The organism is Capillimicrobium parvum (genome assembly GCF_021172045.1).
Taxonomy (GTDB): Bacteria; Actinomycetota; Thermoleophilia; order Solirubrobacterales; family Solirubrobacteraceae; genus Capillimicrobium; species Capillimicrobium parvum.
In genome coordinates, this window is sequence record NZ_CP087164.1 from 4,623,607 (window position 1) to 4,643,456 (window position 19,850).

At 73.7% G+C, this 19,850-nt stretch carries 26 protein-coding genes; 11 read left to right on the forward strand and 15 right to left on the reverse strand.

Annotation, left to right across the window (positions count from 1 at the left end; genetic code table 11):
- Positions 1 to 15 precede the first annotated feature (15 nt).
- The gene (locus DSM104329_RS22485) at positions 16 to 699 is read left to right on the forward strand and encodes a DUF427 domain-containing protein (protein WP_259312093.1); all 684 of its coding nucleotides are present in this window, start codon (positions 16 to 18) and stop codon (positions 697 to 699) included.
- Between the two features lies 1 nt (position 700).
- Here DSM104329_RS22485 and DSM104329_RS22490 read toward each other — a convergent pair whose 3' ends face one another.
- The gene (locus DSM104329_RS22490) at positions 701 to 1,201 is read right to left on the reverse strand and encodes an SRPBCC family protein (protein ID WP_259312094.1); all 501 of its coding nucleotides are present in this window, start codon (positions 1,199 to 1,201) and stop codon (positions 701 to 703) included.
- Positions 1,143 to 1,532 (reverse strand): ArsR/SmtB family transcription factor, encoded by a 390-nt coding sequence (locus DSM104329_RS22495; protein WP_259312095.1) that lies wholly within the window; start codon positions 1,530 to 1,532, stop codon positions 1,143 to 1,145. Before DSM104329_RS22495 ends, DSM104329_RS22490 begins: the two co-directional genes overlap by 59 nt.
- A 111-nt stretch (positions 1,533 to 1,643) precedes the next feature.
- On the opposite strand from DSM104329_RS22495, the gene DSM104329_RS22500 reads away from it, so the two are divergent.
- Both DSM104329_RS22500 and DSM104329_RS22505 read left to right on the forward strand, forming a co-directional pair.
- Positions 1,644 to 2,018: a VOC family protein gene (locus DSM104329_RS22500; protein WP_259312096.1), complete on the forward strand. Its 375-nt coding sequence runs from the start codon at positions 1,644 to 1,646 to the stop codon at positions 2,016 to 2,018.
- 117 nt (positions 2,019 to 2,135) lie between these two features.
- On the forward strand, positions 2,136 to 2,561 hold the full coding sequence (locus DSM104329_RS22505; RefSeq protein ID WP_259312097.1) for a DUF1810 domain-containing protein: 426 nt from the start codon (positions 2,136 to 2,138) through the stop codon (positions 2,559 to 2,561).
- Positions 2,562 to 2,566: 5 nt separating this feature from the next.
- Here DSM104329_RS22505 and DSM104329_RS22510 read toward each other — a convergent pair whose 3' ends face one another.
- The 4 genes from DSM104329_RS22510 to DSM104329_RS22525 form a co-directional block, all read right to left on the reverse strand.
- Positions 2,567 to 3,061 (reverse strand): hypothetical protein, encoded by a 495-nt coding sequence (locus tag DSM104329_RS22510; protein WP_259312098.1) that lies wholly within the window; start codon positions 3,059 to 3,061, stop codon positions 2,567 to 2,569.
- A 99-nt stretch (positions 3,062 to 3,160) separates the two neighbouring features.
- Positions 3,161 to 3,493, reverse strand: coding sequence for a TfoX/Sxy family protein (locus DSM104329_RS22515; protein ID WP_259312099.1), 333 nt, complete (start codon positions 3,491 to 3,493; stop codon positions 3,161 to 3,163).
- Between the two features lie 41 nt (positions 3,494 to 3,534).
- On the reverse strand, positions 3,535 to 3,960 hold the full coding sequence (locus tag DSM104329_RS22520) for a cupin domain-containing protein (RefSeq protein WP_259312100.1): 426 nt from the start codon (positions 3,958 to 3,960) through the stop codon (positions 3,535 to 3,537).
- Positions 3,961 to 3,982: 22 nt separating this feature from the next.
- A complete protein-coding gene (locus DSM104329_RS22525; RefSeq protein ID WP_259312101.1) occupies positions 3,983 to 4,384 on the reverse strand; it encodes an MmcQ/YjbR family DNA-binding protein in 402 nt (133 codons plus the stop codon).
- A gap of 51 nt (positions 4,385 to 4,435) precedes the next feature.
- Here DSM104329_RS22525 and tsaA point away from each other — a divergent pair, with 51 nt between their 5' ends.
- Positions 4,436 to 4,843 (forward strand): tRNA (N6-threonylcarbamoyladenosine(37)-N6)-methyltransferase TrmO, encoded by a 408-nt coding sequence (gene tsaA, locus DSM104329_RS22530; RefSeq protein ID WP_259312102.1) that lies wholly within the window; start codon positions 4,436 to 4,438, stop codon positions 4,841 to 4,843.
- A 423-nt stretch (positions 4,844 to 5,266) separates the two neighbouring features.
- On the opposite strand, the gene DSM104329_RS22535 is transcribed toward tsaA, so the two are convergent.
- Positions 5,267 to 5,914, reverse strand: coding sequence for a hypothetical protein (locus DSM104329_RS22535; protein WP_259312103.1), 648 nt, complete (start codon positions 5,912 to 5,914; stop codon positions 5,267 to 5,269).
- Between the two features lie 188 nt (positions 5,915 to 6,102).
- On the opposite strand from DSM104329_RS22535, the gene DSM104329_RS22540 reads away from it, so the two are divergent.
- Positions 6,103 to 6,474: a glyoxalase superfamily protein gene (locus DSM104329_RS22540; protein WP_259312104.1), complete on the forward strand. Its 372-nt coding sequence runs from the start codon at positions 6,103 to 6,105 to the stop codon at positions 6,472 to 6,474.
- 59 nt (positions 6,475 to 6,533) lie between these two features.
- Here DSM104329_RS22540 and DSM104329_RS22545 read toward each other — a convergent pair whose 3' ends face one another.
- Positions 6,534 to 7,001, reverse strand: coding sequence for a MarR family winged helix-turn-helix transcriptional regulator (locus DSM104329_RS22545; RefSeq protein WP_259312105.1), 468 nt, complete (start codon positions 6,999 to 7,001; stop codon positions 6,534 to 6,536).
- 88 nt (positions 7,002 to 7,089) lie between these two features.
- Between DSM104329_RS22545 and DSM104329_RS22550 the strand changes: the two genes are divergently transcribed.
- From DSM104329_RS22550 to DSM104329_RS22560, 3 genes are read left to right on the forward strand one after another with little or no spacing between them, the layout of a single operon-like run.
- On the forward strand, positions 7,090 to 7,482 hold the full coding sequence (locus tag DSM104329_RS22550) for a DUF2237 family protein (protein WP_259312106.1): 393 nt from the start codon (positions 7,090 to 7,092) through the stop codon (positions 7,480 to 7,482).
- Positions 7,483 to 7,537: 55 nt separating this feature from the next.
- Positions 7,538 to 8,242 carry an AraC family transcriptional regulator gene (locus DSM104329_RS22555; protein WP_259312107.1) on the forward strand — a complete coding sequence of 235 codons (705 nt, stop codon included), beginning with the start codon at positions 7,538 to 7,540 and terminating at the stop codon, positions 8,240 to 8,242.
- Between the two features lie 55 nt (positions 8,243 to 8,297).
- Positions 8,298 to 8,699, forward strand: a complete 402-nt coding sequence (locus DSM104329_RS22560; RefSeq protein WP_259312108.1) for a VOC family protein — start codon at positions 8,298 to 8,300, stop codon at positions 8,697 to 8,699.
- A 9-nt stretch (positions 8,700 to 8,708) separates the two neighbouring features.
- On the opposite strand, the gene DSM104329_RS22565 is transcribed toward DSM104329_RS22560, so the two are convergent.
- Positions 8,709 to 9,071 carry a hypothetical protein gene (locus DSM104329_RS22565; protein WP_259312109.1) on the reverse strand — a complete coding sequence of 121 codons (363 nt, stop codon included), beginning with the start codon at positions 9,069 to 9,071 and terminating at the stop codon, positions 8,709 to 8,711.
- Positions 9,072 to 9,128: 57 nt separating this feature from the next.
- On the reverse strand, positions 9,129 to 10,556 hold the full coding sequence (locus DSM104329_RS22570; RefSeq protein ID WP_259312110.1) for an MFS transporter: 1,428 nt from the start codon (positions 10,554 to 10,556) through the stop codon (positions 9,129 to 9,131).
- A 58-nt stretch (positions 10,557 to 10,614) separates the two neighbouring features.
- Between DSM104329_RS22570 and DSM104329_RS22575 the strand changes: the two genes are divergently transcribed.
- Entirely contained in the window at positions 10,615 to 11,202 is a 588-nt protein-coding gene (locus tag DSM104329_RS22575) for a TetR/AcrR family transcriptional regulator (protein ID WP_259312111.1), read from the forward strand.
- Position 11,203: 1 nt separating this feature from the next.
- Here the strand turns inward: DSM104329_RS22575 and DSM104329_RS22580 are convergent, their stop codons facing one another.
- The gene (locus DSM104329_RS22580; RefSeq protein WP_259312112.1) at positions 11,204 to 11,653 is read right to left on the reverse strand and encodes a nitroreductase family deazaflavin-dependent oxidoreductase; all 450 of its coding nucleotides are present in this window, start codon (positions 11,651 to 11,653) and stop codon (positions 11,204 to 11,206) included.
- 65 nt (positions 11,654 to 11,718) lie between these two features.
- On the opposite strand from DSM104329_RS22580, the gene DSM104329_RS22585 reads away from it, so the two are divergent.
- Positions 11,719 to 15,231, forward strand: a complete 3,513-nt coding sequence (locus DSM104329_RS22585) for a methionine synthase (RefSeq protein WP_259312113.1) — start codon at positions 11,719 to 11,721, stop codon at positions 15,229 to 15,231.
- 191 nt (positions 15,232 to 15,422) lie between these two features.
- Here the strand turns inward: DSM104329_RS22585 and DSM104329_RS22590 are convergent, their stop codons facing one another.
- The 4 genes from DSM104329_RS22590 to DSM104329_RS22605 form a co-directional block, all read right to left on the reverse strand.
- Positions 15,423 to 15,707, reverse strand: coding sequence for a GIY-YIG nuclease family protein (locus DSM104329_RS22590; RefSeq protein WP_259312114.1), 285 nt, complete (start codon positions 15,705 to 15,707; stop codon positions 15,423 to 15,425).
- 32 nt (positions 15,708 to 15,739) lie between these two features.
- A complete protein-coding gene (locus tag DSM104329_RS22595; RefSeq protein ID WP_259312115.1) occupies positions 15,740 to 17,236 on the reverse strand; it encodes a hypothetical protein in 1,497 nt (498 codons plus the stop codon).
- A 154-nt stretch (positions 17,237 to 17,390) separates the two neighbouring features.
- Positions 17,391 to 17,978: a hypothetical protein gene (locus tag DSM104329_RS22600; RefSeq protein ID WP_259312116.1), complete on the reverse strand. Its 588-nt coding sequence runs from the start codon at positions 17,976 to 17,978 to the stop codon at positions 17,391 to 17,393.
- Positions 17,971 to 18,849: a MauE/DoxX family redox-associated membrane protein gene (locus tag DSM104329_RS22605; protein WP_259312117.1), complete on the reverse strand. Its 879-nt coding sequence runs from the start codon at positions 18,847 to 18,849 to the stop codon at positions 17,971 to 17,973. Before DSM104329_RS22605 ends, DSM104329_RS22600 begins: the two co-directional genes overlap by 8 nt.
- A 71-nt stretch (positions 18,850 to 18,920) precedes the next feature.
- On the opposite strand from DSM104329_RS22605, the gene DSM104329_RS22610 reads away from it, so the two are divergent.
- The gene (locus DSM104329_RS22610; RefSeq protein WP_259312118.1) at positions 18,921 to 19,841 is read left to right on the forward strand and encodes a patatin-like phospholipase family protein; all 921 of its coding nucleotides are present in this window, start codon (positions 18,921 to 18,923) and stop codon (positions 19,839 to 19,841) included.
- Positions 19,842 to 19,850 lie beyond the last annotated feature (9 nt).

Here is a 19,850-nt window from a genome sequence, read left to right on the forward strand (position 1 = left end):
GGGAGGATCGACGACATGAGCACGCGCGTCCGCGACCTCCTGATGCAGGCGTTCGACGAGCGCCGCCACGAACCCATCGAGAAGCGCATCCGCGCGGAGCTCGGCGGCCGGACCGTCATCGACACCCGGCGCGCGCTGCTGGTGTGGCCTCCGCGCCGGCCCGTGCCGGCGTACGCCGTCCCGCTCGACGAGCTGGGCGACGGCGTTCCGCCGGACGCGGTCCACGCGGACGACGACGACCTCGCCGGCTACGCGATCCTCGACTTCGGCGCGTTCGACGCCTGGTACGAGGAGGACGAGCCGAACGTCGGCCATCCGCGCGACCCGTTTCACCGCATCGACATCCTCCACAGCTCGCGGCACGTCCGGGTCGAGCTCGACGGCGACGTGCTCGCCGAGTCGACCCGTCCGTGCCTGCTGTTCGAGACGATGCTCCCGATCCGCTTCTACCTACCGGCGCAGGACGTCCGGCTCGACCGCCTCACGCGCACCGACACCCGGAGCACCTGCGCCTACAAGGGCCACGCCTCGTACTGGGCGCATCCGGCCCACGGCGACATCGCGTGGTTCTATCCCGAGCCCCTGCGCGAGGCGGCCGAGATCCGGGACCGCATCGCGTTCTTCAACGAGCACGTCGACCTCATCGTCGATGGCGAGCGGCTCGAGCGGCCGGTGACGCCCTGGTCGAAGCGCCGCTGAGTCAGCCCGCGGCGAGCCGCGCGAGCAGCTCGTCGAGGCGCTCGTAGGTCTCCCGCAGGCCGCCCTCCATGCCCGAGCCGACCATCCCGTCGCGCTCCTCGGTGGTATGGAACACGGATGTGGTGACGACCCGGGTGCGCCCGTCGTCGAGCTCCTCGAACGTCGCCGATTCGACCGACACGTGGCCCGGCATCCCTTCCCACTCGAAGGTCTGGACGATGCGCTCCGGCGGCGTCACCTCGCGATAGGTACCGCGGAAGCCGGTCTCGCTGCCGTCCTCTCCGCGCGTCACGAAGCGCCAGCTGCCGCCGGTGCGCACGTCCATGACGTCGACGATCGTGGTCGTCCCGCGCGGCCCCCACCACTCGGGGATCAGCTCCGGATCGGTGTAGGTCGCGAAGACGCGATCGCGCGGCGCGTCGAAGATGCGCTCGATGTGGATGTCACGGTCGCCCGGCGTCGTGACGAGCGTCCGGCGTGCGTCCTTCTGCTGGCTGGTCATGCGGTGCTCCTTTCGTGCGTTCGAGCAGCTCCTCGAACCGGTCGAGGCGCTCCTCCAGGGTCCGGCGGTAGGTCTCCATCCAGGCCTCCACGTCGTCGAGGCGCCCGGGGCCGGCGGTGCACCGCCGCGCGCGCCCGACCTTCTCGGTGGTGACGAGCCGCGCGTCCTCGAGGATGCGCACGTGCTTCTTCATGCCGGTGATGGAGATCCCGAACGGCTCCGCGAGCTCGGTGATCGTCGCGCTGCCCGCGCCGAGGCGCTCGAGCACCTGCCGACGGGTGGGGTCCGCGATGGCGGCGAGCGTGCGATCGAGCTGCGAATACTGAACCATCAGGTTCAGTGTTGCACGGACCGCGCGCCGGCGCAACCGATGACTTCCGGCGCGCGCTGCCGTCGAAGCGATAGACCTGCGTCCACCGTCCCATCGAGGAGCCACCCCGCCATGACTGCCCTCTCCATCACCGGCGTCGACTTCGCCACCGTCCCGGCGAAGGACATCGACGCCTCGGCGCACTTCTACGAGCACGTGCTCGGCCTGCCGTTCGTCAAGCGCTGGGGCGACATGCCCGGCGTCGAGTTCCAGGCCGGCAACCTCACGGTCGCCGTGATGGACCCGACCGCGTTCGGCCAGGAGTTCCGCCCGCACGGCGTCCCGCTCGCCTTCCACGTCGACGACGTCGCGGCCTCGCGCGCCGCGCTCGAGGAGCAGGGCGTGCAGTTCCTCGGCGACACCATCGACAGCGGCGTCTGCCACCAGGCGCTCTTCCTCGACCCGGCCGGCAACGTCCTCGATCTGCACCACCGCTACGCGCAGTAGCCGTCGCGCAAGGGACTTCCCCGATGCGGGCCCTCGACGTGCGCCGAACGCTCGCGGCCCATCACGCGAAAAGATCTTACGGATTAGGGGCGGGCTGGTCCGTCATGCTGGGGGGCCATGAGCGATCCGTTCGACCTGCAGCGCTTCGTCGACGCCCAGGACCGCGGAGCCACCTATGACGCCGCGCTGGCCGAGCTGCGTGCCGGACGCAAGACAAGCCACTGGATGTGGTTCGTCTTCCCGCAGATCGCCGGGCTCGGCCGCAGCGCAACGGCCCAGCACTACGCGATCTCGTCGCTCGCCGAGGCGCAGGCGTACCTCGCCCACCCCGTGCTCGGCCCGCGGCTGCGCCAGTCCGCCGCGGCCCTGCTCTCGCACTCCGGCCGGAGCGCCGATCAGATCCTCGGCGGCATCGACGCGATGAAGCTGCGCTCCTCGCTGACGCTGTTCTCCCGCGCCGCGCCGGACGAGCCCGTGTTCACCGAGGTGCTCGACCGCCTCTTCGGCGGCGCGCCCGACGCGGCGACGCTGCAGCGGCTCTGACGCGGCTATGGGGCGTGACCGACGCGGCCGCGGAACGTCCCGGTCACGTGGATCTCCTCGCCGTCGATGAACTCGCTGCCGAGCACTGCGTCGATGCTGAAGGCGACGACGCCGCCGCGCCGGCAGCTGGTGCGGGTGAACGTCATCGAGCCGGACGCCTCCTCCTCCGCCGTCGACGCCTCGTTGGGCATGTCCGCCGCGAAGATCTGTGCGCCGCGCGGATGGTCGAAGACGAAGTCGAGCGGGAACGGCAGCCGGGTGCCGGGGGCCACGTCGCGGCGCACGGCGCTGAGCTGCCAGTGGTGCTGCGGATGGCGCAGGCGCCCGGCGAAGACGTGGATGGCGGGGACCGCGACGTCCTCCTCCCACGGTCCGCACCACACGCGCGTCTTGCCCGGGAACGTGATCGCCGTGCCGTCCTCGCGGCTGAAGACGAGCGCGGCCTCGGCCGTCGACGCGGACGCCACCAGCGCGCACGCCGCGGCGAGCGCGACGGCCACGCCGCGACGGCTCCCCCGATGCTCCCGCGCTCTCGCCATGACGATCGGCCTGCGGCCGACGCCAACCGTACACCGGCCGGGCACGGCCGGGACGACGAGCTACTTCGGCGGCAGCGTGCGGACGAACGCGACGCTCTGCCCGACCCACGAGGCGAGCTGGCGCTTCGTCCGGACGCCGTCGGCGTGGACGAGCAGCCAGCCGTCCATCGCGCGCCCGCGCATGACCATCAGCTCGACGTGCGCCCGCGCGAGCGCCTTGTCGGTATCGGCCGGGTCGATGCGCACGAGCAGCCCGCCTGTGCGCGACGCGGCGACCGACAGGCGGCCCTGCAGCAGGAAGGCCAGCCCGCCGAACATCTTCTTCTCGGTCACGCCCTCCTCGCCGGCGAGCATCTCGCGGAGGCGGTCGGCGAGATGCTCGTCGTAGGCCATCGGCGCGGCGAGCCTACCGCGCGCCGCCGACCGAACCGGCGCTATCCGGCGTGCTGGCGGGCGTCGGGCGAGGCCTCCCAGAAGTCGTCGATCTTCGTCGAGTCGCTGTGGCCGATCTTGCGCGAGACGGCCCACATCTCGACGGGCTCGGAGCCCTCGTTGCGGTGCGAGCGCGGCGTGCGGCGCGCGACCCGCACGGCGGCCGGCGCCCGGACCTCGCGCACCTCGTCGCCGAAGCGCATCGTCAGCGTCCCCCTGGTCACGAGATAGAGCTCCTCGACCTCGTCGTGGAAGTGCCCGGTGCCCTGCTCGAAGTCCGCGTGCGGAGGGACGCGGATGAGCGTGACGGAGAGCTGGTCACAGGCCAATGCGTCGGTGAGGCGGCGGAACTCCCCGGGTACGTCGGTGCCCGCGTAGGCGTCGTCGACGTCGTCGGGAGCGACGACGGCGTAGTCGGTCTCGGTCATGGCCGGGGTCCTACCCGGCCGGCTACGCCTCGGACGCTCCGTGCTCGTCGAGGTACTTCCGCGCGAGCCGCTTCGGGGCGCGGGCCAGCCACGCCTCCACGACCACCTCCTCGAGCTCCGCCGGCCCGATCGCGTCCAGGCGGACGAGCACCGCCGGGTAGCCCTCGAAGTGGGGCGTCGTGAAGAACGCGCCGGAGGGATCGGCGACCATCGCCTCCTTGGCCACGAGGTGCTCGACGCGCGCGCCGAGGATCGGGCCGTCCGGCGCTTCCGGGCCGAGCGCCTCGACATCGGACCGGCGCAGCGGGCGCTCCCAGACGAACAGCTTGTCCTTGACGACCCACTGGCGCAGGTCGCGTGAGACCCGCTCGCTCGTCTCGGGCAGCTCGAGCGCCATCCGCCGGACGTCCTCCCAGTCGGCCATGCGCCCAGCCTAGGCGAGCGCCGGTCGCGCCGATCCGGTAGGAAGACGGCCATGGAGCTCGTCGCCATCGGCACCGTCCGGTCGCCGCTCACCGATCGGGCGTCGGCGCCCAAGCAGGGCCACGAGGGCGCGCCGGACGCGTGGCTGGCCTTCGACGCCGATGTGCGCGCCGGCCTCGAGGGGATCGCCGCAGGCGACGACCTGCTCGTGCTGACGTGGCTGGACCGCGCGGACCGCGGCGTGCTGCGCGTCGTACCGCGCGACGACCCGCGCAACCCGGAACGCGGGGTGTTCAGCACGCGCTCGGCGGACCGGCCGAACCCGATCGGGGTGCACCGGGTACGCGTGCTCGAGGTCGCCGGCGACCGGCTGCTGGTCAGCGACCTCGAGGCCATCGACGGCACCCCGATCGTCGACGTCAAGCCGGTGCTGCGGCGCGCGGACCCCGACGTGCGCTGACCGCTCAGACCGTATGGGCGTACGGCTGGCGTGAGAGCGCCTGCACGACGAGCCGCGCCGTCATGGCGGCACGGTCGCCAGCACAACGGGCAAGTGCCCGACCTTGTCGCGTTCACGGCGTCACGCGCCGTGAATGCGACAAAGCCCCTCACACCGGGCCACCGCGCCGGCCACCGAGCCGAGCGAGCCGGGCACCAACCACGCCCCCTTCGTCGAGCCGTTCAGCGCGCCCGCACCCCGCAAGCCCTGCACGGGCGGAGCTCAGACCCGCGAGCCATCGTGCACGCGGCCCTCGAGCCGGCCCCGGCGAGTCCGGCGCGTACGCGGAGCCCGCGGCCGCGAGAGCCGCGGGGAGCCCAAGGACCGCGGCCAGGCGTGACGTGGCGGCGATCCAGGAAACGGAGCGCCGGCGCAGTCGCCGGCTCAGGCGCCAGCGCCGCGGCGGATCATCGCCGCCGCCCGCCAGAGCACGATGCGGATCCCCGGCGACACGAGTCGCCAGTAGCGTAGGAACGAGGCGCGCGAGGCGGGGTCGGTCGCGGTCGAGCGGCAGTCGTAGGTGAGTAGGCAGCGGCGCTCGCCGTACGGGTGGACGGAGAGGCTCGCCGCGATCTTCACGTACCCGGGCTCGGCGAAGGCGCCGAACTCGGCGCAGGTCGTGGGACGCCAGTCCACCTGCGCTCCGAGGAACTGGCCGATCGCCCCGAACGCGAACTCGCGGCCTGGCTGCGCGCCGAGGCGGATCCAGGCATCCGGCCCCTCGCCCATCACGCCGAGCCGGCCGCCGGTCTCGGCGATCGGTACCGCGGGCGGTCGTCCGCGCAGCCGGCGCGAGAGGCGGTCCGGCAGCGCCCGCGCCGCGATCACCCAGCGCAGGAGCGGGTCCTTGCGTGGCATGTCGGCGAAGTCGGCGTCGAGGATCGCCGCGTAGGTCGTGGCGGGGTCGGCGTCGACGAGGACCGTGACGGTCGTCGCCGCGTCGGGCGAGGGCATCAGGCCGTCGAGCAGCAGCGGCGCAGGCGCGGTAGTGATCATCACGCGCAGCTTCGCCCACACCACGACCGGCGCCATCCGCAGCCTCCCGTAGTTCGCAAAGGCCGAGTACGGGCCGGGGGCGTTCCTCCCGCTGAGCGGGCCAGCGTCCCAGGCCAGCGTCAGGCCGGGCAAAATTAGGCCAGGATGTGGCCGCAAGCGTCCGTAGATTGTTTTCCACGAGGCCCGGAGCCGCCGGGCCGACCCTCGACCGAAGGAGCGAAGGCGTGGACTACAAGCTCGAGCTGGTGGCGATCCCGGTCACCGACGTCGACCGCGCGAAGGCGTTCTACACCGACAAGGCGGGCTTCAACGCCGACCACGACCACACCGTCAGCGACGGGGTCCGCTTCGTCCAGCTCACCCCGCCGGGCTCGGCGTGCTCGATCGCGCTGGGCGAGGGCGTCACCGACGCGGAGCCGGGCTCCGTCCGGGGGATGCAGCTCGTCGTCGCCGATGCCGACGCCGCCCACGACGAGCTCGCCGCCCGCGGCGTCGAGGTCAGCGACGTGCAGGGCTTCCCGTGGGGCCGGTTCGTGTTCTTCGCCGACCCGGACGGCAACAAGTGGGCCGTGCAGGAGCTCCCGGCGCGGCCGTAGGGCGCCGCCCGCAGCGCGCGTCAGGCGCGGCCGTCGGGCGCCACGCGCAGCGCGCGTCGTCAGGCGCGGCCGCCCGGCGCGGCCGGGGGCCGCTCCTCGGCCTGGACGCCGGCCACGATCCGGTCGAGCAGCTCGGCCAGCTGGTCGGCGTCCTCCTCGGTGAGCCGCGACCGCAGGTGGCGGTCGTGGCGGGCGGCGACGTGGCGCAGGCTCATGAACAGATCCTCGCCCGCGCCGGTCAGCTCGACGTGCTGCACGCGGCGGTTGCTGCGGTCGCGCCAGCGGCGCACGAGCCCCTGGTCCTCCATGGCGTTGAGGTGATGGGTGAGCGTCGCGCCGCTGATCCCCATCGCCCCGGCCATCTCGTTCTGCGCGCCCCAGCGCTTCGACCGGACCAGCGCCAGCACCTGCCACGTCGCCGCCGATCCGCCGGCCTGCGCCATCGCGCGGTCGAAGGCCTGCCCGGCGAGGCGCGCGGTCCGCGCGAGCCGGAGCCCGAGGGGCGGGGATGCGCGCGGGCCCGGCATGCGCGCCAGCCTATCGGGGTCGATCGACGTCGAACCGTTCGGCTTCCAACCCAGCGCGGGCCGTCGGGCGAGCGGCCATACTTGTGCGGTGACCGAGCGCAACGTGATGGGCGGCGACCTCGAGCCCTGCGGGACCGACCCGATGACCGGCTTCTTCCGCGACGGCTGCTGCCGGACCGGCGCCGAGGACCGGGGCAGCCACACGATCTGCGCGGTCGTGACGGCCGAGTTCCTCGAGCATCAGCGCATGATCGGCAACGACCTGAGCACGCCGATGCCCGCGTACCGCTTCCCCGGACTCGTCCCGGGCGACCGCTGGTGCGTCACGGCGCGCAACTGGCTGCGCGCGTACGAGGACGGGGCGGCTGCGTACGTCGTGCTCGCCTCGACGCACGAGCGCGCGCTCGACGTGGTGCCGCTCAGCGCCCTGCAGGAGCACGCCGTCGACGTTCCCGCCGACCCCGGGGCGCTCACCGACTGACGACCATGGCGATCGACCGCCTCGACCTGGTCGTCACCGACTTCGAGCCGGGCGCATGAGCTACCGCGAGCATGCGCCGCCGCCGGCGCTGACGGCGTGGGTCGAGTGCGTGTGGGAGCGCAGGGGCGAGCCGGGCCCGCCCGTCCGCGTGGTGCCCGACGGGTGCGTCGACGTCGTCTGGACCGAGGGCGCCGGCACCCAGCTCGTCGGTCCGAACACCGTCGCGTTCCTCGTCGACGTCGAGCCGGGGCGCGGTATGGCCGGCGCGCGGATGCACCCCGGCGCCGCCCCAGCGCTGCTCGGCATCCGACCCGGCGACGTCCTCGACGGGCGCGCCGGGCTCGGTGAGCTGTGGGGCGACGACGGGGAGCGGCTCGCGGAGGGCTTCGAGGCCGCCGGCGACCGCGTGGCCACGTTCTTCGACTTCCTGTCGGCGCGCGCCGCGACCGCCGCCGCGCCCGATCCGCTCGTGCGTGCGGCCGCCGGACGGCTGCAGCAGCCGGCCGCCCGGGTGGGCGACCTGGCGGGCGCGCTGGCCGTCAGCGAGCGCCAGCTGCGCCGCCGCGTCGAGGCCGCCGTCGGCTACGGCCCCAAGCGGCTCGCGCGCATCCTGCGCCTGCGCCGGGCGCTGGCCGCGGCGCACCGCGGCGACGAGCTCGCCCGGGTCGCGGCCGACGCCGGCTACGCCGATCAGGCGCACTTCGCGCAGGACTGCCGCGCTCTGGCCGGCGTGCCGCCCACCCGCCTGCTCGCGGCGTAGCGCCCAGGTCCGTTTTGTCCAAGACGGGCGGCCGGGCCCGCAGGATGATGGGCGCATGACCGACACCGCATTGACCCTCGGCTGGACGATCGTCTACGTCGACGACCCCGCCGCCGCATCCGAGTTCTACCAGCGCACGTTCGGGCTGCGCGGCGAGTTCGTCGCGCCCGGCGGCGAATACGCGCAGCTCGACACGGGCACGACGAAGCTCGCGTTCGCCGCCTACGCGCTCGGCGAGAACAACTTCCCGGGCGGCGTGCGCCGCGCGACCTCGGACGGCCCGCCCGCCAACGTCGAGCTCGCGCTCGTCACCGAAGACGTCGACGGCGCGTACGCCCGGGCGATCGAGGCGGGCTGCACGGCGCTGAGCGAGCCCGCCGATCAGCCCCACGGGCAGCGCGTCGGCTGGCTGCGCGACCCGTTCGGCACCCTGATCGAGATCGCGTCGCCGATGTAGGCGGCGCGCTCAGCCGGGCCGCGAGCCGGACGGCCCGGCAGGCGTTCGAAGAGCGGCTGTGTCGCGGCTGATCCGGACGCGCGCGGGCGCGATCACCCGCACCTCGACCCGGGTGGGCCGCGTCGGCTCGCCGAGCGAGAGGAACTCCCGCACCGGCGCGTGGTGGGCGCAGAACGGGCAGCGCATCGCGTCGGCCGGCGCCAGCCGGTCCATCCCGATGGCCACCGGCGCGTCGCAGACCGGGCAGGCGAGCGTCCCCACGCCGAGGCGCGTCGAGTGCGCGACGCGCCGATGCTCCTGGGCGCCGTTGCGCCGTGCGGTGGCGTCCGCGCGGACCGGGTCCGGGCCGTCGATGCCGCGCTGGAAGCTCACCCCACCCATTCTAGGTGGGGCGTCCTCCCGCGCCGCGGGCCTACCGGGACAGGCCCCTCAGGCCGCGGCGCGCTCGGGCGCCAGCACGCGCCCGTAGCCGCGGCGCGGCCGCGGGACCAGGAAGGTCGTCAGCAACGCGAGGCCCGCCGCGCCCGCGGCGATCATGAACGCCATCGTGAAGCCGGACTCGGTCGGCTCGCTACCGCCGACGACGGTGCTCGCGATGACCGCGGCGGTCACGGTGCTGCCGATCGCGCCGCCGATCGTCCGCATGACGGTGTTCATCCCGGTCGCGACGCCGGTCTGCTCGGGCGGGACGACCTCGACGATGAGGTTCGCGAGGGAGGCGAAGCAGAAGCCGACCCCGAAGCCCACGAGCGCCGCCGCGACGTACACGTCGACCGGATCGGTGTGCACGAAGGCGAGCATGAGGAACGACAGGGTGAGGACCGCCGCCCCCAGCAGCATGGGCGGGCGCGAGCCGTACCGGCGCGACATGCGCCCGGCGATCGGCCCGGACAGAAGCATCGCCGTGGTCGACGGGAGCATGAACAGGCCCGCCCCGGTGACGCTCGACCCGAAGCCGTAGCCCGAGCCCGTCGGCATCTCGACGAACTGCGGGATGAGGATGAACGAGCTGTACATCCCGGCGCCGACGAGGATCGCCGCCAGGTTGACGGTCCACACGCCGCGCCGGCGCATCATGCGCATGTCGACGAGCGGCTCGGCGGCCCGCCGCTCGTTGGCGATCCACAGCGCGATCAGCACGATCGTCAGCGCGAACGAACCGAGCATGCGGGGCGACGTCCACCCCCAGCTGGACCCCTGGCTGATCGCGACCAGCCCCACGACGAGCCACGACGACAGCAGCGCCGCGCCCGCCCAGTTGACCTTCCCGGGCACCTTCAGCGGCGATTCCGGGATCCACAGCACGGTGGCGATCGTGGCGAAGGCGACCGGCGCCAGCGGCAGCCAGAACAGCCAGTGGTAGCCGAGGTTGTCGACGATCGGCCCGGCGAGCACGATGCCCAGCCCGCCGCCCAGCCCGAGGAAGACCGACATCATCGCGATCCCACCGGCGACCTTCTCGCGCGGGAACTCGTCGCGGATGATCCCGAACGCGAGCGGGAACATCGCGCCGCCCGCACCCTGCAGCAGCCGGCCGAGGATCATCACCTCGATGCTCGTCGCCAGCGCGGCGACGACCGTTCCGCCGGTCAGGACCGCGAGGGTGATGACGAGGACGCGCTCCTTGCCGAACATGTCGCCGAGGCGGCCGGCGATCGGCGTGATCACCGAGGCGCTCAGCAGGTAGCCGGTCAGCAGCCACGTCACGGCGGTCGCGGACGTGTGCAGGTCGCGCTGGATCTCGGGCAGCGCCGGCGCCACGAGCGACTGCATGAGCGAGTACGACATGCCCGCCACCGCGAGGACGGCGAAGGTCAGGTTGTGATGCTGGCGGGCCGGTGCGTCGGGGCTGGGCATGCGGGGGTACGTCGATCAGGCGGCGGCGGCATTTGTCATCCTACAATGACATCGGCCGATGACAAATCCCTCGCCCACCACCAACCGCCGCCCCTACGACGCCCGGGCATCGCGCGAGGCGCTGCTCGACGCGGCCACCTGCCTGTTCGCCGAGCACGGGTACGAGCGTGCGACGATCCGCGAGATCGGCGAGCGCGCCGGCGTCGACGCGGCGCTCATCGCGCGCTATTTCGGCGGCAAGGAGGGGCTGTTCCTCGCGGTGCTCAGCGATCCGGCGCGCCTGACGCCGATCCCGGCCGAGAGGCAGACGTTCGCGGGCGTCGCGCGCACGCTCCTGGAGCGCTGGGAGACCGACCAGACCCCGTTGCGCGGGGCGCTCGTCAGCACCCAGCAGAGCCCGGAGATCCGCGACCAGGTGCGGCGGATCCTCGACTTCCGCGTGATCGACCCGCTGGCGGACCGCCTCGCCGAGCGCGGCATCCCCGACGCCCGCCTGCGCGCAGAGCTGCTCATCGCCGTCCTGACCGGGGTGACGGTCCTTCGGCGCAACCAGGTCCTCGAGGAGCTCCAGGCCGCGAGCATCGAGGACCTGCTCGAGCTCGCCGAGCCGATGCTCGCCGCACTGGAGCGCGGCGAGACGACCTGACTCAGACGCGCGGCTCGAGCACGACGAGCGGGATGCGCCGCTGCGTGTAGCCCTGGTAGTCGTCGTAGGGCTTGTAGATCGCCACGAGCCGCGGCCAGTAGCGCTCGCGCTCCTCGTCGGTCGCGACCCGCGCGTGGACGCGCCGGCGCTCGCCGCGCAGCTCGACCTCCGTGTCCGGGTTGGCCCGCAGGTTGTGGAACCACCCCGGATGGCGGTCGCTGCCGCCCTTGGAGGCGACGAGGACGAGGTCGTCGCCGTCCGGCAGGTAGATGAGCGGCGCGACGCGCGACTTCCCGCTCTTCGCGCCGACGTGGTGCAGCAGCAGGATGTCGGCCTTGCCGAAGCGTCCGCCGACCTTCCCGCGGGTGGCGCGGAAGGCGGCGGTGTTGAGCTTCGTCATCACCCCGAAGACCTTCCAGAACGGCGAGTCGGGCGGAGGCGGCTTGGGCATGCGCCTACGCTACCCGTCCAAACCTTGCCACACCTTTGTCAAGGTTGCTGTATGCTCCCGACGCAATGCGGGACTACGCCAAGACCATTCGCGAGCGGGTCGTCATCTTCGACGGCGGCATGGGAGCGACGCTCGAGCAGTTCGACCTCACCACCGAGGACTACGGCGGGCTGCCGGGCAAGTGCCACGAGGCGCTGATCCTCCACCGGCCCGACGTCATCGCCGGCGTGCACGACTCCATGGCCGCCGCCGGCGCCGAGGTCGTGCAGACCAACACCTTCCAGGCCAGCCGCCTCAAGCTCGACGAATGGGGCCTCGGCGCGTACACGCTCGAGATCAACCAGGTGGCGGCGGAGATCGCCCGCCACGCGATCGGCGGCGGCGACGAGCGCTTCGTGGCCGGGTCGATGGGCCCGACCGGCTTCCTGCCGGCCTCCGACGACCCGACGCTCGGCGCGATGCCGTTCCGCAAGCTCGTCGAGGTCTTCGATGAGCAGGCCCGCGGCCTGCTCATCGGCGGCGTGGACCTCATCATCATCGAGACGGTCCAGGACATCCTCGAGGCCAAGGCGGCGATCTTCGGCGCCCGCGACGCGTTCAGGACGGTCGGCCGCGCGGTCCCGATCCAGGTCTCGGTCTCCCTGCTGCCCAACGGCGGCAAGATGCTGCTCGGGACCGACATCGACGCGACGCTGACGACGCTCGAGGCGCTGAAGGTCGACGCGATCGGCCTGAACTGCTCCACCGGCCCGGACGACATGCGCGACGCGATCCGCTTCCTCGGCGAGTTCAGCCCGGTGCCGATCTCCTGCATCCCGAACGCCGGCCTCCCGATCCAGGGCCCCAACGGCGAGACGATCTTCCCCGAGGAGCCCGCGCCGCTCGCCGCGACGCTCGGCGAGTTCGTCGAGCGCTACGGCGTGACGATCGTCGGCGGCTGCTGCGGCACGACGCCGGCGCACATCCACGCGATCGCCGAGCGCTGCCGGCCGCACCAGGTCTCCCCCCGCCCCGCGCCGCGCCCGCCGCGCGTGTCGTCGATGATCGCCGCGACTCCGCTCGTGCAGGACCCCAGCCCGACGCTGGTCGGCGAGCGCGTGAACTCGCAGGGCTCGCGCAAGGCCAAGGAGCTGCTGCTCGCCGACGACTACGACGGGCTCGTCCAGGTCGCCGAGGACCAGGTCGAGGGCGGCGCGCACGTGCTCGACCTCTGCGTCGCGCTGACCGAGCGCTCCGACGAGGACGAGCAGATGCGCCAGGTCGCCAAGCGCGTCTCGCTCACCCAGCCGGCGCCGATCCAGGTCGACTCGACCGAGCCGGACGTCATCGCCAAGGCGCTCGACCAGATCCCCGGGCGCGCGATCGTCAACTCCATCAACCTCGAGGCCGGCCGGGCGAAGGCCGACGTCGTCGTCCCGCTCGTCGTCGAGCACGGCGCGGCGCTCATCGCGCTGACCATCGACGAGGTCGGCATGGCCAAGACAGCCGACCGCAAGGTCGAGATCGCGCAGCGGATCAAGGAGATCGCGTGCGACGAGCACGGCCTCGACCCCGAGCTGCTGATCTTCGACCTGCTCACGTTCACGCTGACGACGGGCGACGAGGAGTGGCGGCCGTCTGCGGTCGCGACCATCGAGGGGATCCGCCGCGTGAAGGCGGAGATCCCGGGCGTGAAGACGTCGCTGGGCGTGTCGAACGTCTCGTTCGGCGTCGGCCAGCCCGCCCGCGCGGTGCTCAACTCGGTGTTCCTGCACCACTGCGTGGAGGCCGGGCTCGACCTGGCGATGGTCAACCCGAACCACATCACGCCGTACGGCGAGATCGACGAAGCCGAGCGCAAGCTCGCCGATGACCTCGTCTTCGACCGCCGCGAGGACGCGCTGGAGCTGTTCATCGCCCACTTCGAGTCCAAGGGCGCGGTGGCCGAGGAGGAGAAGGCCGACGCGACCGCGGGCATGGAGCCCGAGGAGGCGCTGCACTTCCACATCCTGCGCCGCAAGAAGGACGGCGTCGAGGACTGGATCGACCGCGCCGTCGAGAAGATCGGCGCGGTCCCGACGCTCAACGACGTGCTGCTGCCGGCGATGAAGGAGGTCGGCGACAAGTTCGGCGCCGGCGAGCTGATCCTGCCGTTCGTGCTGCAGAGCGCCGAGGTCATGAAGCGCGCCGTCGCGCGGCTGGAGAACTACCTCGACCGCATCGAGGGCTACACGAAGGGCACGGTCGTCCTCGCCACCGTGTTCGGCGACGTCCACGACATCGGCAAGTCGCTGGTCAACACGATCCTCACGAACAACGGCTACACCGTCGTCGACCTCGGCAAGCAGGTGCCGATCGGGACGATCCTCGACGCGGCCAAGGAGCACGATGCCACGGCGATCGGGCTCTCCGCGCTGCTCGTGTCGACCTCGAAGCAGATGCCGCTCGCCATCCAGGAGCTGCATCAGCAGAACATGGAGTTCCCGGTGCTCGTCGGCGGCGCGGCGATCAACCGCGACTTCGCCCTGCGCGCGCTCTACCCGAAGGGCAAGGAGTCCGACGAGGTCTACGAGCCCGGGCTGTTCTACTGCAAGGACGCCTTCGAGGGCCTGGCGAAGATGGACGCGATCGTCGACCCGGGAGCCCGTGAGAAGCTCGTCGCCGACACGCGCGACCGCGCCCGCCGCCTGCGCGAGCATGGCGCCGAGCCCGAGGAGCTCGTGACCGACGACGACTCGGTGCGCTCCGAGGCGCGGATCGACAACCCGGTGCCGGAGCCGCCGTTCTGGGGCGCGCGCGAGCTCGAGATCGACCTCGGCGAGGTCTTCCCCCACCTCGACACCCATGTGCTGTTCAAGCTGCACTGGGGCGGGCGCGGCGTGAAGGGCGAGGAGTGGCAGCGGCTGGTCTCCGAGGACTTCCAGCCGCGGCTGGAGCGGATGTGGGCCGAGCAGGACTACCTGCGCCCCCGCGCCAAGCTCGGCTACTTCCCGTGCTACAGCGAGGGCAACGAGGTCGTGGTGCTCGATCCCGAGGACCGGGAGACGGTGCTCGAGCGCTTCGTGTTCCCGCGCCAGCCGGGCCACTCGCGGATCTGCCTGGCCGACTTCTACCGGCCGAAGGACAGCGGCGAGCTCGACGTCGTCGCCTTCCAGGCCGTCACGGCCGGCGACGAGGTCACCGATCTCATCGCGCAGCTCGAGCGCGACGGGGAGTTCGCGGAGCAGCTGTTCGTGCACGGCCTGGGCGTGCAGACGGCCGAGGGCATGGCCGAGTGGATGCACGCGCGGATCCGCGCGGACCTCGGCATCGAGGACGACCAGGGGCGCCGGTGGTCCTGGGGCTACCCGGCGTGCCCGGAGCAGTCCGAGCTCGAGAAGCTCTTCCGCGTGATCGACGCGCCGTCGATCGGCCTGCGGCTGTCGGGCGGGTTCGCGCTCGAGCCCGAGCAGTCCACGGTGGCGATCGTGGCCCACCACCCGCAGGCGGTCTACTTCGGCATGAAGTCGGGGTTCCTACCCAAGGACAAGGCGCCCGACGACCTCGTCAAGGGCTCCCAGCGCGACGCGACGGTGGGCGCGGAGGTGCCGGCGGGCTGAGCCCGCCGGCGTGCAGGTTTCGCGCCGGATCGGGGCGCCGAACCTCCGCAAAGCTCCAGCGGCCCGTGCGAGACGAAGCGACTCGCAGGAGGGTCGCGCCCATGTCGCTGATCTACGCCGCGGTCGCCGGGATCCCGCTCGTCCTGCTCACGGTGCACACCCTCGTCGTGCTCGGGCGGCCCGACGCGGTCTCAGGCGGCGCCGTGGACGAGCGCCTCGCCGTCGGCGGCGAGCAGCGCCAGCTTGGCGGCACGCGGCAGCCGCTTGATGCGGGCCTCCTCGCGCCGCGCCGCGCTGCGGTCGGCCATGGGCAGGGCGACGGCCAGCTCCACGGGGCGCCGGCTCGCGGTGTAGCGGCTCGCACGACCTGACGCGTGCGCGGCGAGGCGGCGCTCGAGGTCGCTCGTCCAGCCGCAGTACAGCGAGCCGTCGCGACAGCGCAGGAGGTAGACCCAGGCGGGCGGGAGGTCGGTCACGGACCGGTCTTCGCCGCCGGTGCGTGCGTTCCTCACCGGGCGACGCGCACGACGTCGGACGTGCCGCCCGCGCGCGCCAGCCGCGTGACGTAGGCGAACGCGTCGCCCAGCGCCGTCGACTGCAGCGTGTAGCGCGCCGGCCGGACCGGGCCGCCGCGGTCCTCCGGGCGCCGGCCCTGACCGGTGTGCCCCTTGCCGCGGCCGCCGTCACGGCCCGCCGCGCCGCGCAGGCGCAGGAGGACCTTCCCGCCCCGGCCGGGGGCCGCGGGCGCGAGCACGAGCTCCTGACGCAGCGCGGTCGCGCGCGTGTAGAGCAGGACGCCGCCGCGCAGGGAGGGGTCGCCGATGAGGACGCGGCGCTCGCGGCGCAGCGCGAGCGGCGCTCCTCCGGGCACGGCGAGGTCGAGGACGCGCACCTCGCTGCCGGCGCGGGTGGCGTGCGACCAGACGACGCGGTCGCCGTCGAGGGCCGGACGGCTGAGGCTGCCGGGCGCCGGCACGGCGGCGACGAGCCGGGCGAACTCGGGCGGCGCGACCAGGTCGATCGCGAAGAGCCGGTCGGGGTTCGGCACGCGCCAGACGAGCCAGCGCGCGGAGACCGCGAGCGCGTCGGCGCCGGCGGCGGCCGGGACGAGCTGGGTCGTGCCGGCCGCGCGGTCGACGACCGTGACGGTGCCGTCGGGCGCGACGTAGGCCAGCCGGCCGCCGCCGACGGCGGGACGCGTGCCGCCGGCGGGCACACGCTGACCGCCGGTGAGGAGCTCGCCGCCCACGCCGGGGATCGTCAGGGCGAGCAGCTGGCCGTCGACGCTGGGATCCGCGCCGGGACGCGCGACGAGCTCGGGCGCGGCGGCGCGCGCCTCGCCGCCCGCGAGCGCCGCGGCGACCGCCAGGAGCGCCACGGCATCCGCGGCCCGCGCGCGGCGCAGGAGCGCCGGGCGCTCCGCCATCGCGGTGATCGCCCGCGCGCCCAGCTCGGTGTCGGCCAGCGGCGCGAGCACGACGATCGGCAGCGCGCGGCCGACACCGAACGCGATCCCGAGCCCGAGCCCGAGCCCGACGTCGCCGACGGCCACGCTCACCGCGGCCAGGGCGGGCAGCGCCCACGACAGCAGGTAGGTCGTGAAGCCGAGGCCGAGCAGGACGCCGTACAGCCCGCCGGCCAGGGGCAGCGGCAGGACGCGCCGCCACGACTCGGGAACCTGGCGGCGCAGCTGGGGCGCGATCCGCACGCCGGTCGCGTCGAGCGCCGCCGCGGCGATGGCGATCGCGACCGCGACCGCGAGCGCGACGGGCGCGTCCGCGCTGCCGGCCAGCGCGCCCAGCGCCGCCAGGCCCGCGAACGTGATCGCCCCGCCGAGCGGCGCACCGACCGCGAACGCGGCACAGGCCGCGGCCGTGCGCCGCCGGCCGCCGGGATGGCCGTGCGGGCCGAGCGTGTCGATCATCGAGAAGCCGCAGGGCGACCACGTCCCGGTCAGACCGGCGACGAGCCCGGCGAGCGCCAGCGCGACGGCCGCGACCGTCATCGGCCGGCCCTCCGGCCGCCGGTCCGGGTCCGGGACCGCCCGTTGCACCCCGCGCTCGTCACGGCGGGCGGCGAGCTGGGCCGTGAGCGGCTCGGCGCGAACGCTCCCCGGGCGGCGCAGGGCCGAGGCGGTCCGGGCGCGCGCCGGCCGCGGCTCAACACGGCACCTTCGTCTGGAAGTACATGACGCAGAACACCTTGCGGCCGCGATAGCAGTAACCGGTCAGCGCCTTGTCGCCGTTGATGCGGCGGTCGCCGTCGGTGCAGCAGTCGACGAGCTTGCGCACGTGGCCGTTGCAGCAGCGGTACCAGGAGCCGTCGATGTGCGGGGTGAAGCCGAACTGATCGCCGGCCGCCGAGCAGACCTTCGTACGGGTGGCGACGGGCAGGGGCCGCCCGGTCGCGTCGGTCAGGGGTCGGCCGTCCTCGCCCACCGGCCGCCCGCCCGCATCGACGAGGCGGCCGAGGTCGTCGACCGGCCGGCCGTCCTTCGCCCGGATCGGCAGGCCGCGGGCGTCGATGCGCGGCAGGCCGGTCGGGTGCGGGCAGGAGCCCGTCGTGTAGATGTGGCCGCAGAAGTGGTAGGCCTCCGCTTCGCCGGGCTTGATGGCGCGGCCGACCAGCCCGACGGCCGAGCCGGCGAGCATCGCCTGCCCGACGCGGGCGAGCAGGCCGCGCCGCGACGTCCGCGCGGCGAGGTCCTCGGTCAGCGCGCCGAGCCCACGGCGCGCGCCGTCAGCCATGCACCGCCTCACCCATCCGCCGCTCGGCCGTCGCGAGCACGCTCTCGAGCTGCGCCAGCCCGTTGAACGTGCCCTTCGCGAGCACGGTCCCGTCGCGCGGGTCCAGCGCGACGGCGTACGGGCTGCCGGGGACGTCCGCGACGCGCCAGAGCTCCGCGTCGCGCACCTCGTCGAGCGTGGCGACGGCCAGCGCGTCGTCGCGGGCGAGCATCGCCACGCCGGGCGCGACCGCCTGGCACATGCGGCAGCCCTCCGACGCAAAGACGGCGAGCGCCAGGCGCGTGCGATCGGTCGGCGCGGTGGCGGCGAGCAGCGGCCCCGCCGGAGCGCCGAGCGCCGGCCCTTCGCTCGGGATCTCGAGCGCCTGCTGCGGCCCGATCGCCAGGCGCAGCATGCCGACCTCGCGGGCGAGGGCGAGCACCGCCACGACCAGCCCGGCGACGGCCAGCCCGCATACGGCGAGGCCGAGGCCGAGCCACGCCTCCGTCGACGCCGGCTCGTCAGGCAGGAACGGCACCGCCGCGAACGCGACGGCGAGCACCGCGTTGCGCGCGACGGCGGCGGGCCCGACCGTCGACCGCGCGCCGAAGCACGCGCAGGGTGCGCCACGCCGGCCCCGAGCGAGGGCGACGCCCTGGGCGAGCCCGAACGCCGCCATGAGCGCCGCCGCCGCGAACGCCGCGGCGTCGAGCCCGACCGCCACCGTCACGGCCAGCGCCAGCTCGGCGGCCACGACCGCAGACCACGCCGCCCACTGCGCCCGGGCGCCGCGGATGCCGAACGTCGCCAGCGCCGCGGCGCTCGACCGCGGGGCCGCCAGCTTCTGGGCCGCGGCCAGCGCGAGAAGCGCCCCCAGAAGCAGCCCTGCCACCGCGTGCACCATCGGGACGGGACGCTATCGGGCCCCGCGAGCGGCTGCGCCGCGATAGGGTCGGCGTCGCCGTGCGGGTGCTGAGCATCGATGGCGGGGGAATCCGGGGCATCGTGCCCGCGACGGTCCTCGCCGCGCTCGAGCAGCGCACGGCCAAGCCGGCGAACGAGCTGTTCGACCTCATCGCCGGGACCTCGACCGGCGGGATCCTCGCCCTCGCCCTCACCGCGCCCGGCCCCGACGGCGGCCCGCGCTGGAACGCCACGGCGATCCTCGACCTCTACCGCGAGGAGGGGCCGAAGATCTTCTCGCGATCGCTCGGTCGCCGGATCACGAGCATCGAGGGGCTCATCGACGAGCGCTACCCGAGCGAGAACCTGCGCGCGGTCCTGCAGCGCTACCTCGGCGGCGCCACCCTCGAGCAGGCGCTCACGCCGATGCTCGTGACCTCCTACGACCTCGTCGCCCGCAAGCCGCGCTTCTTCAAGAGCTGGCGCGACGACGACGTGGGCGTGCCGATGGCGCTCGCCGCCGAGGCGACGTCGGCGGCGCCCACGTACTTCGAGCCGGTGCTCGTCGACGGCACGCCGCTCGTCGACGGCGGTGTCTTCGCCGGCAACCCCGCGATGTGCGCGTACGCCGAGGCACGCCGCCTGCGCCCCGACGATGAGGACGTCCTGCTCGTCTCGCTCGGCACGGGCAGCCTGACGCGGCCGATCACCTACGACCAGGCGAAGGACTGGGGCCTGCTGGAGTGGGCGCGGCCCGTCATCGACGTGGTGCTGGACGGCTCGAGCGACGCCGTCGACTACCAGCTCGACCAGCTGCTCGCCGACCGCCACGTCCGCCTGCAGGCCGCGCTCACCGACGCCAACGACAACATGGACGACGCGAGCGCCGCCAACCTCGACGCCCTCGCCAGGACCGGCCGCCGGCTCGTCGAGGAGAACGCCGCGCGCCTCGACGCGCTGGCCGCCGAGATCGGCCGCTGATCGCGGTCG

What these genes read in the sequence shown, in the direction of transcription:
- DSM104329_RS22580 (WP_259312112.1), bottom strand. Translation starts at nt 11,653, where the DNA reads ATGCCCAAGCCGCCTCCGCCCGACTCGCCGTTCTGGAAGGTCTTCGGG.
- DSM104329_RS22575 (WP_259312111.1), top strand. Translation starts at nt 10,615, where the DNA reads ATGACAAATCCCTCGCCCACCACCAACCGCCGCCCCTACGACGCCCGG.
- DSM104329_RS22570 (WP_259312110.1), bottom strand. Translation starts at nt 10,556, where the DNA reads ATGCCCAGCCCCGACGCACCGGCCCGCCAGCATCACAACCTGACCTTC.
- DSM104329_RS22595 (WP_259312115.1), bottom strand. Translation starts at nt 17,236, where the DNA reads ATGACGGTCGCGGCCGTCGCGCTGGCGCTCGCCGGGCTCGTCGCCGGT.
- DSM104329_RS22560 (WP_259312108.1), top strand. Translation starts at nt 8,298, where the DNA reads ATGACCGACACCGCATTGACCCTCGGCTGGACGATCGTCTACGTCGAC.
- DSM104329_RS22515 (WP_259312099.1), bottom strand. Translation starts at nt 3,493, where the DNA reads ATGGCCTACGACGAGCATCTCGCCGACCGCCTCCGCGAGATGCTCGCC.
- DSM104329_RS22545 (WP_259312105.1), bottom strand. Translation starts at nt 7,001, where the DNA reads ATGCCGGGCCCGCGCGCATCCCCGCCCCTCGGGCTCCGGCTCGCGCGG.
- DSM104329_RS22500 (WP_259312096.1), top strand. Translation starts at nt 1,644, where the DNA reads ATGACTGCCCTCTCCATCACCGGCGTCGACTTCGCCACCGTCCCGGCG.
- DSM104329_RS22495 (WP_259312095.1), bottom strand. Translation starts at nt 1,532, where the DNA reads ATGGTTCAGTATTCGCAGCTCGATCGCACGCTCGCCGCCATCGCGGAC.
- DSM104329_RS22600 (WP_259312116.1), bottom strand. Translation starts at nt 17,978, where the DNA reads ATGGCTGACGGCGCGCGCCGTGGGCTCGGCGCGCTGACCGAGGACCTC.
- DSM104329_RS22490 (WP_259312094.1), bottom strand. Translation starts at nt 1,201, where the DNA reads ATGACCAGCCAGCAGAAGGACGCACGCCGGACGCTCGTCACGACGCCG.
- DSM104329_RS22535 (WP_259312103.1), bottom strand. Translation starts at nt 5,914, where the DNA reads ATGGCGCCGGTCGTGGTGTGGGCGAAGCTGCGCGTGATGATCACTACC.
- DSM104329_RS22520 (WP_259312100.1), bottom strand. Translation starts at nt 3,960, where the DNA reads ATGACCGAGACCGACTACGCCGTCGTCGCTCCCGACGACGTCGACGAC.
- DSM104329_RS22525 (WP_259312101.1), bottom strand. Translation starts at nt 4,384, where the DNA reads ATGGCCGACTGGGAGGACGTCCGGCGGATGGCGCTCGAGCTGCCCGAG.
- DSM104329_RS22555 (WP_259312107.1), top strand. Translation starts at nt 7,538, where the DNA reads ATGAGCTACCGCGAGCATGCGCCGCCGCCGGCGCTGACGGCGTGGGTC.
- tsaA (WP_259312102.1), top strand. Translation starts at nt 4,436, where the DNA reads ATGGAGCTCGTCGCCATCGGCACCGTCCGGTCGCCGCTCACCGATCGG.
- DSM104329_RS22505 (WP_259312097.1), top strand. Translation starts at nt 2,136, where the DNA reads ATGAGCGATCCGTTCGACCTGCAGCGCTTCGTCGACGCCCAGGACCGC.
- DSM104329_RS22485 (WP_259312093.1), top strand. Translation starts at nt 16, where the DNA reads ATGAGCACGCGCGTCCGCGACCTCCTGATGCAGGCGTTCGACGAGCGC.
- DSM104329_RS22585 (WP_259312113.1), top strand. Translation starts at nt 11,719, where the DNA reads ATGCGGGACTACGCCAAGACCATTCGCGAGCGGGTCGTCATCTTCGAC.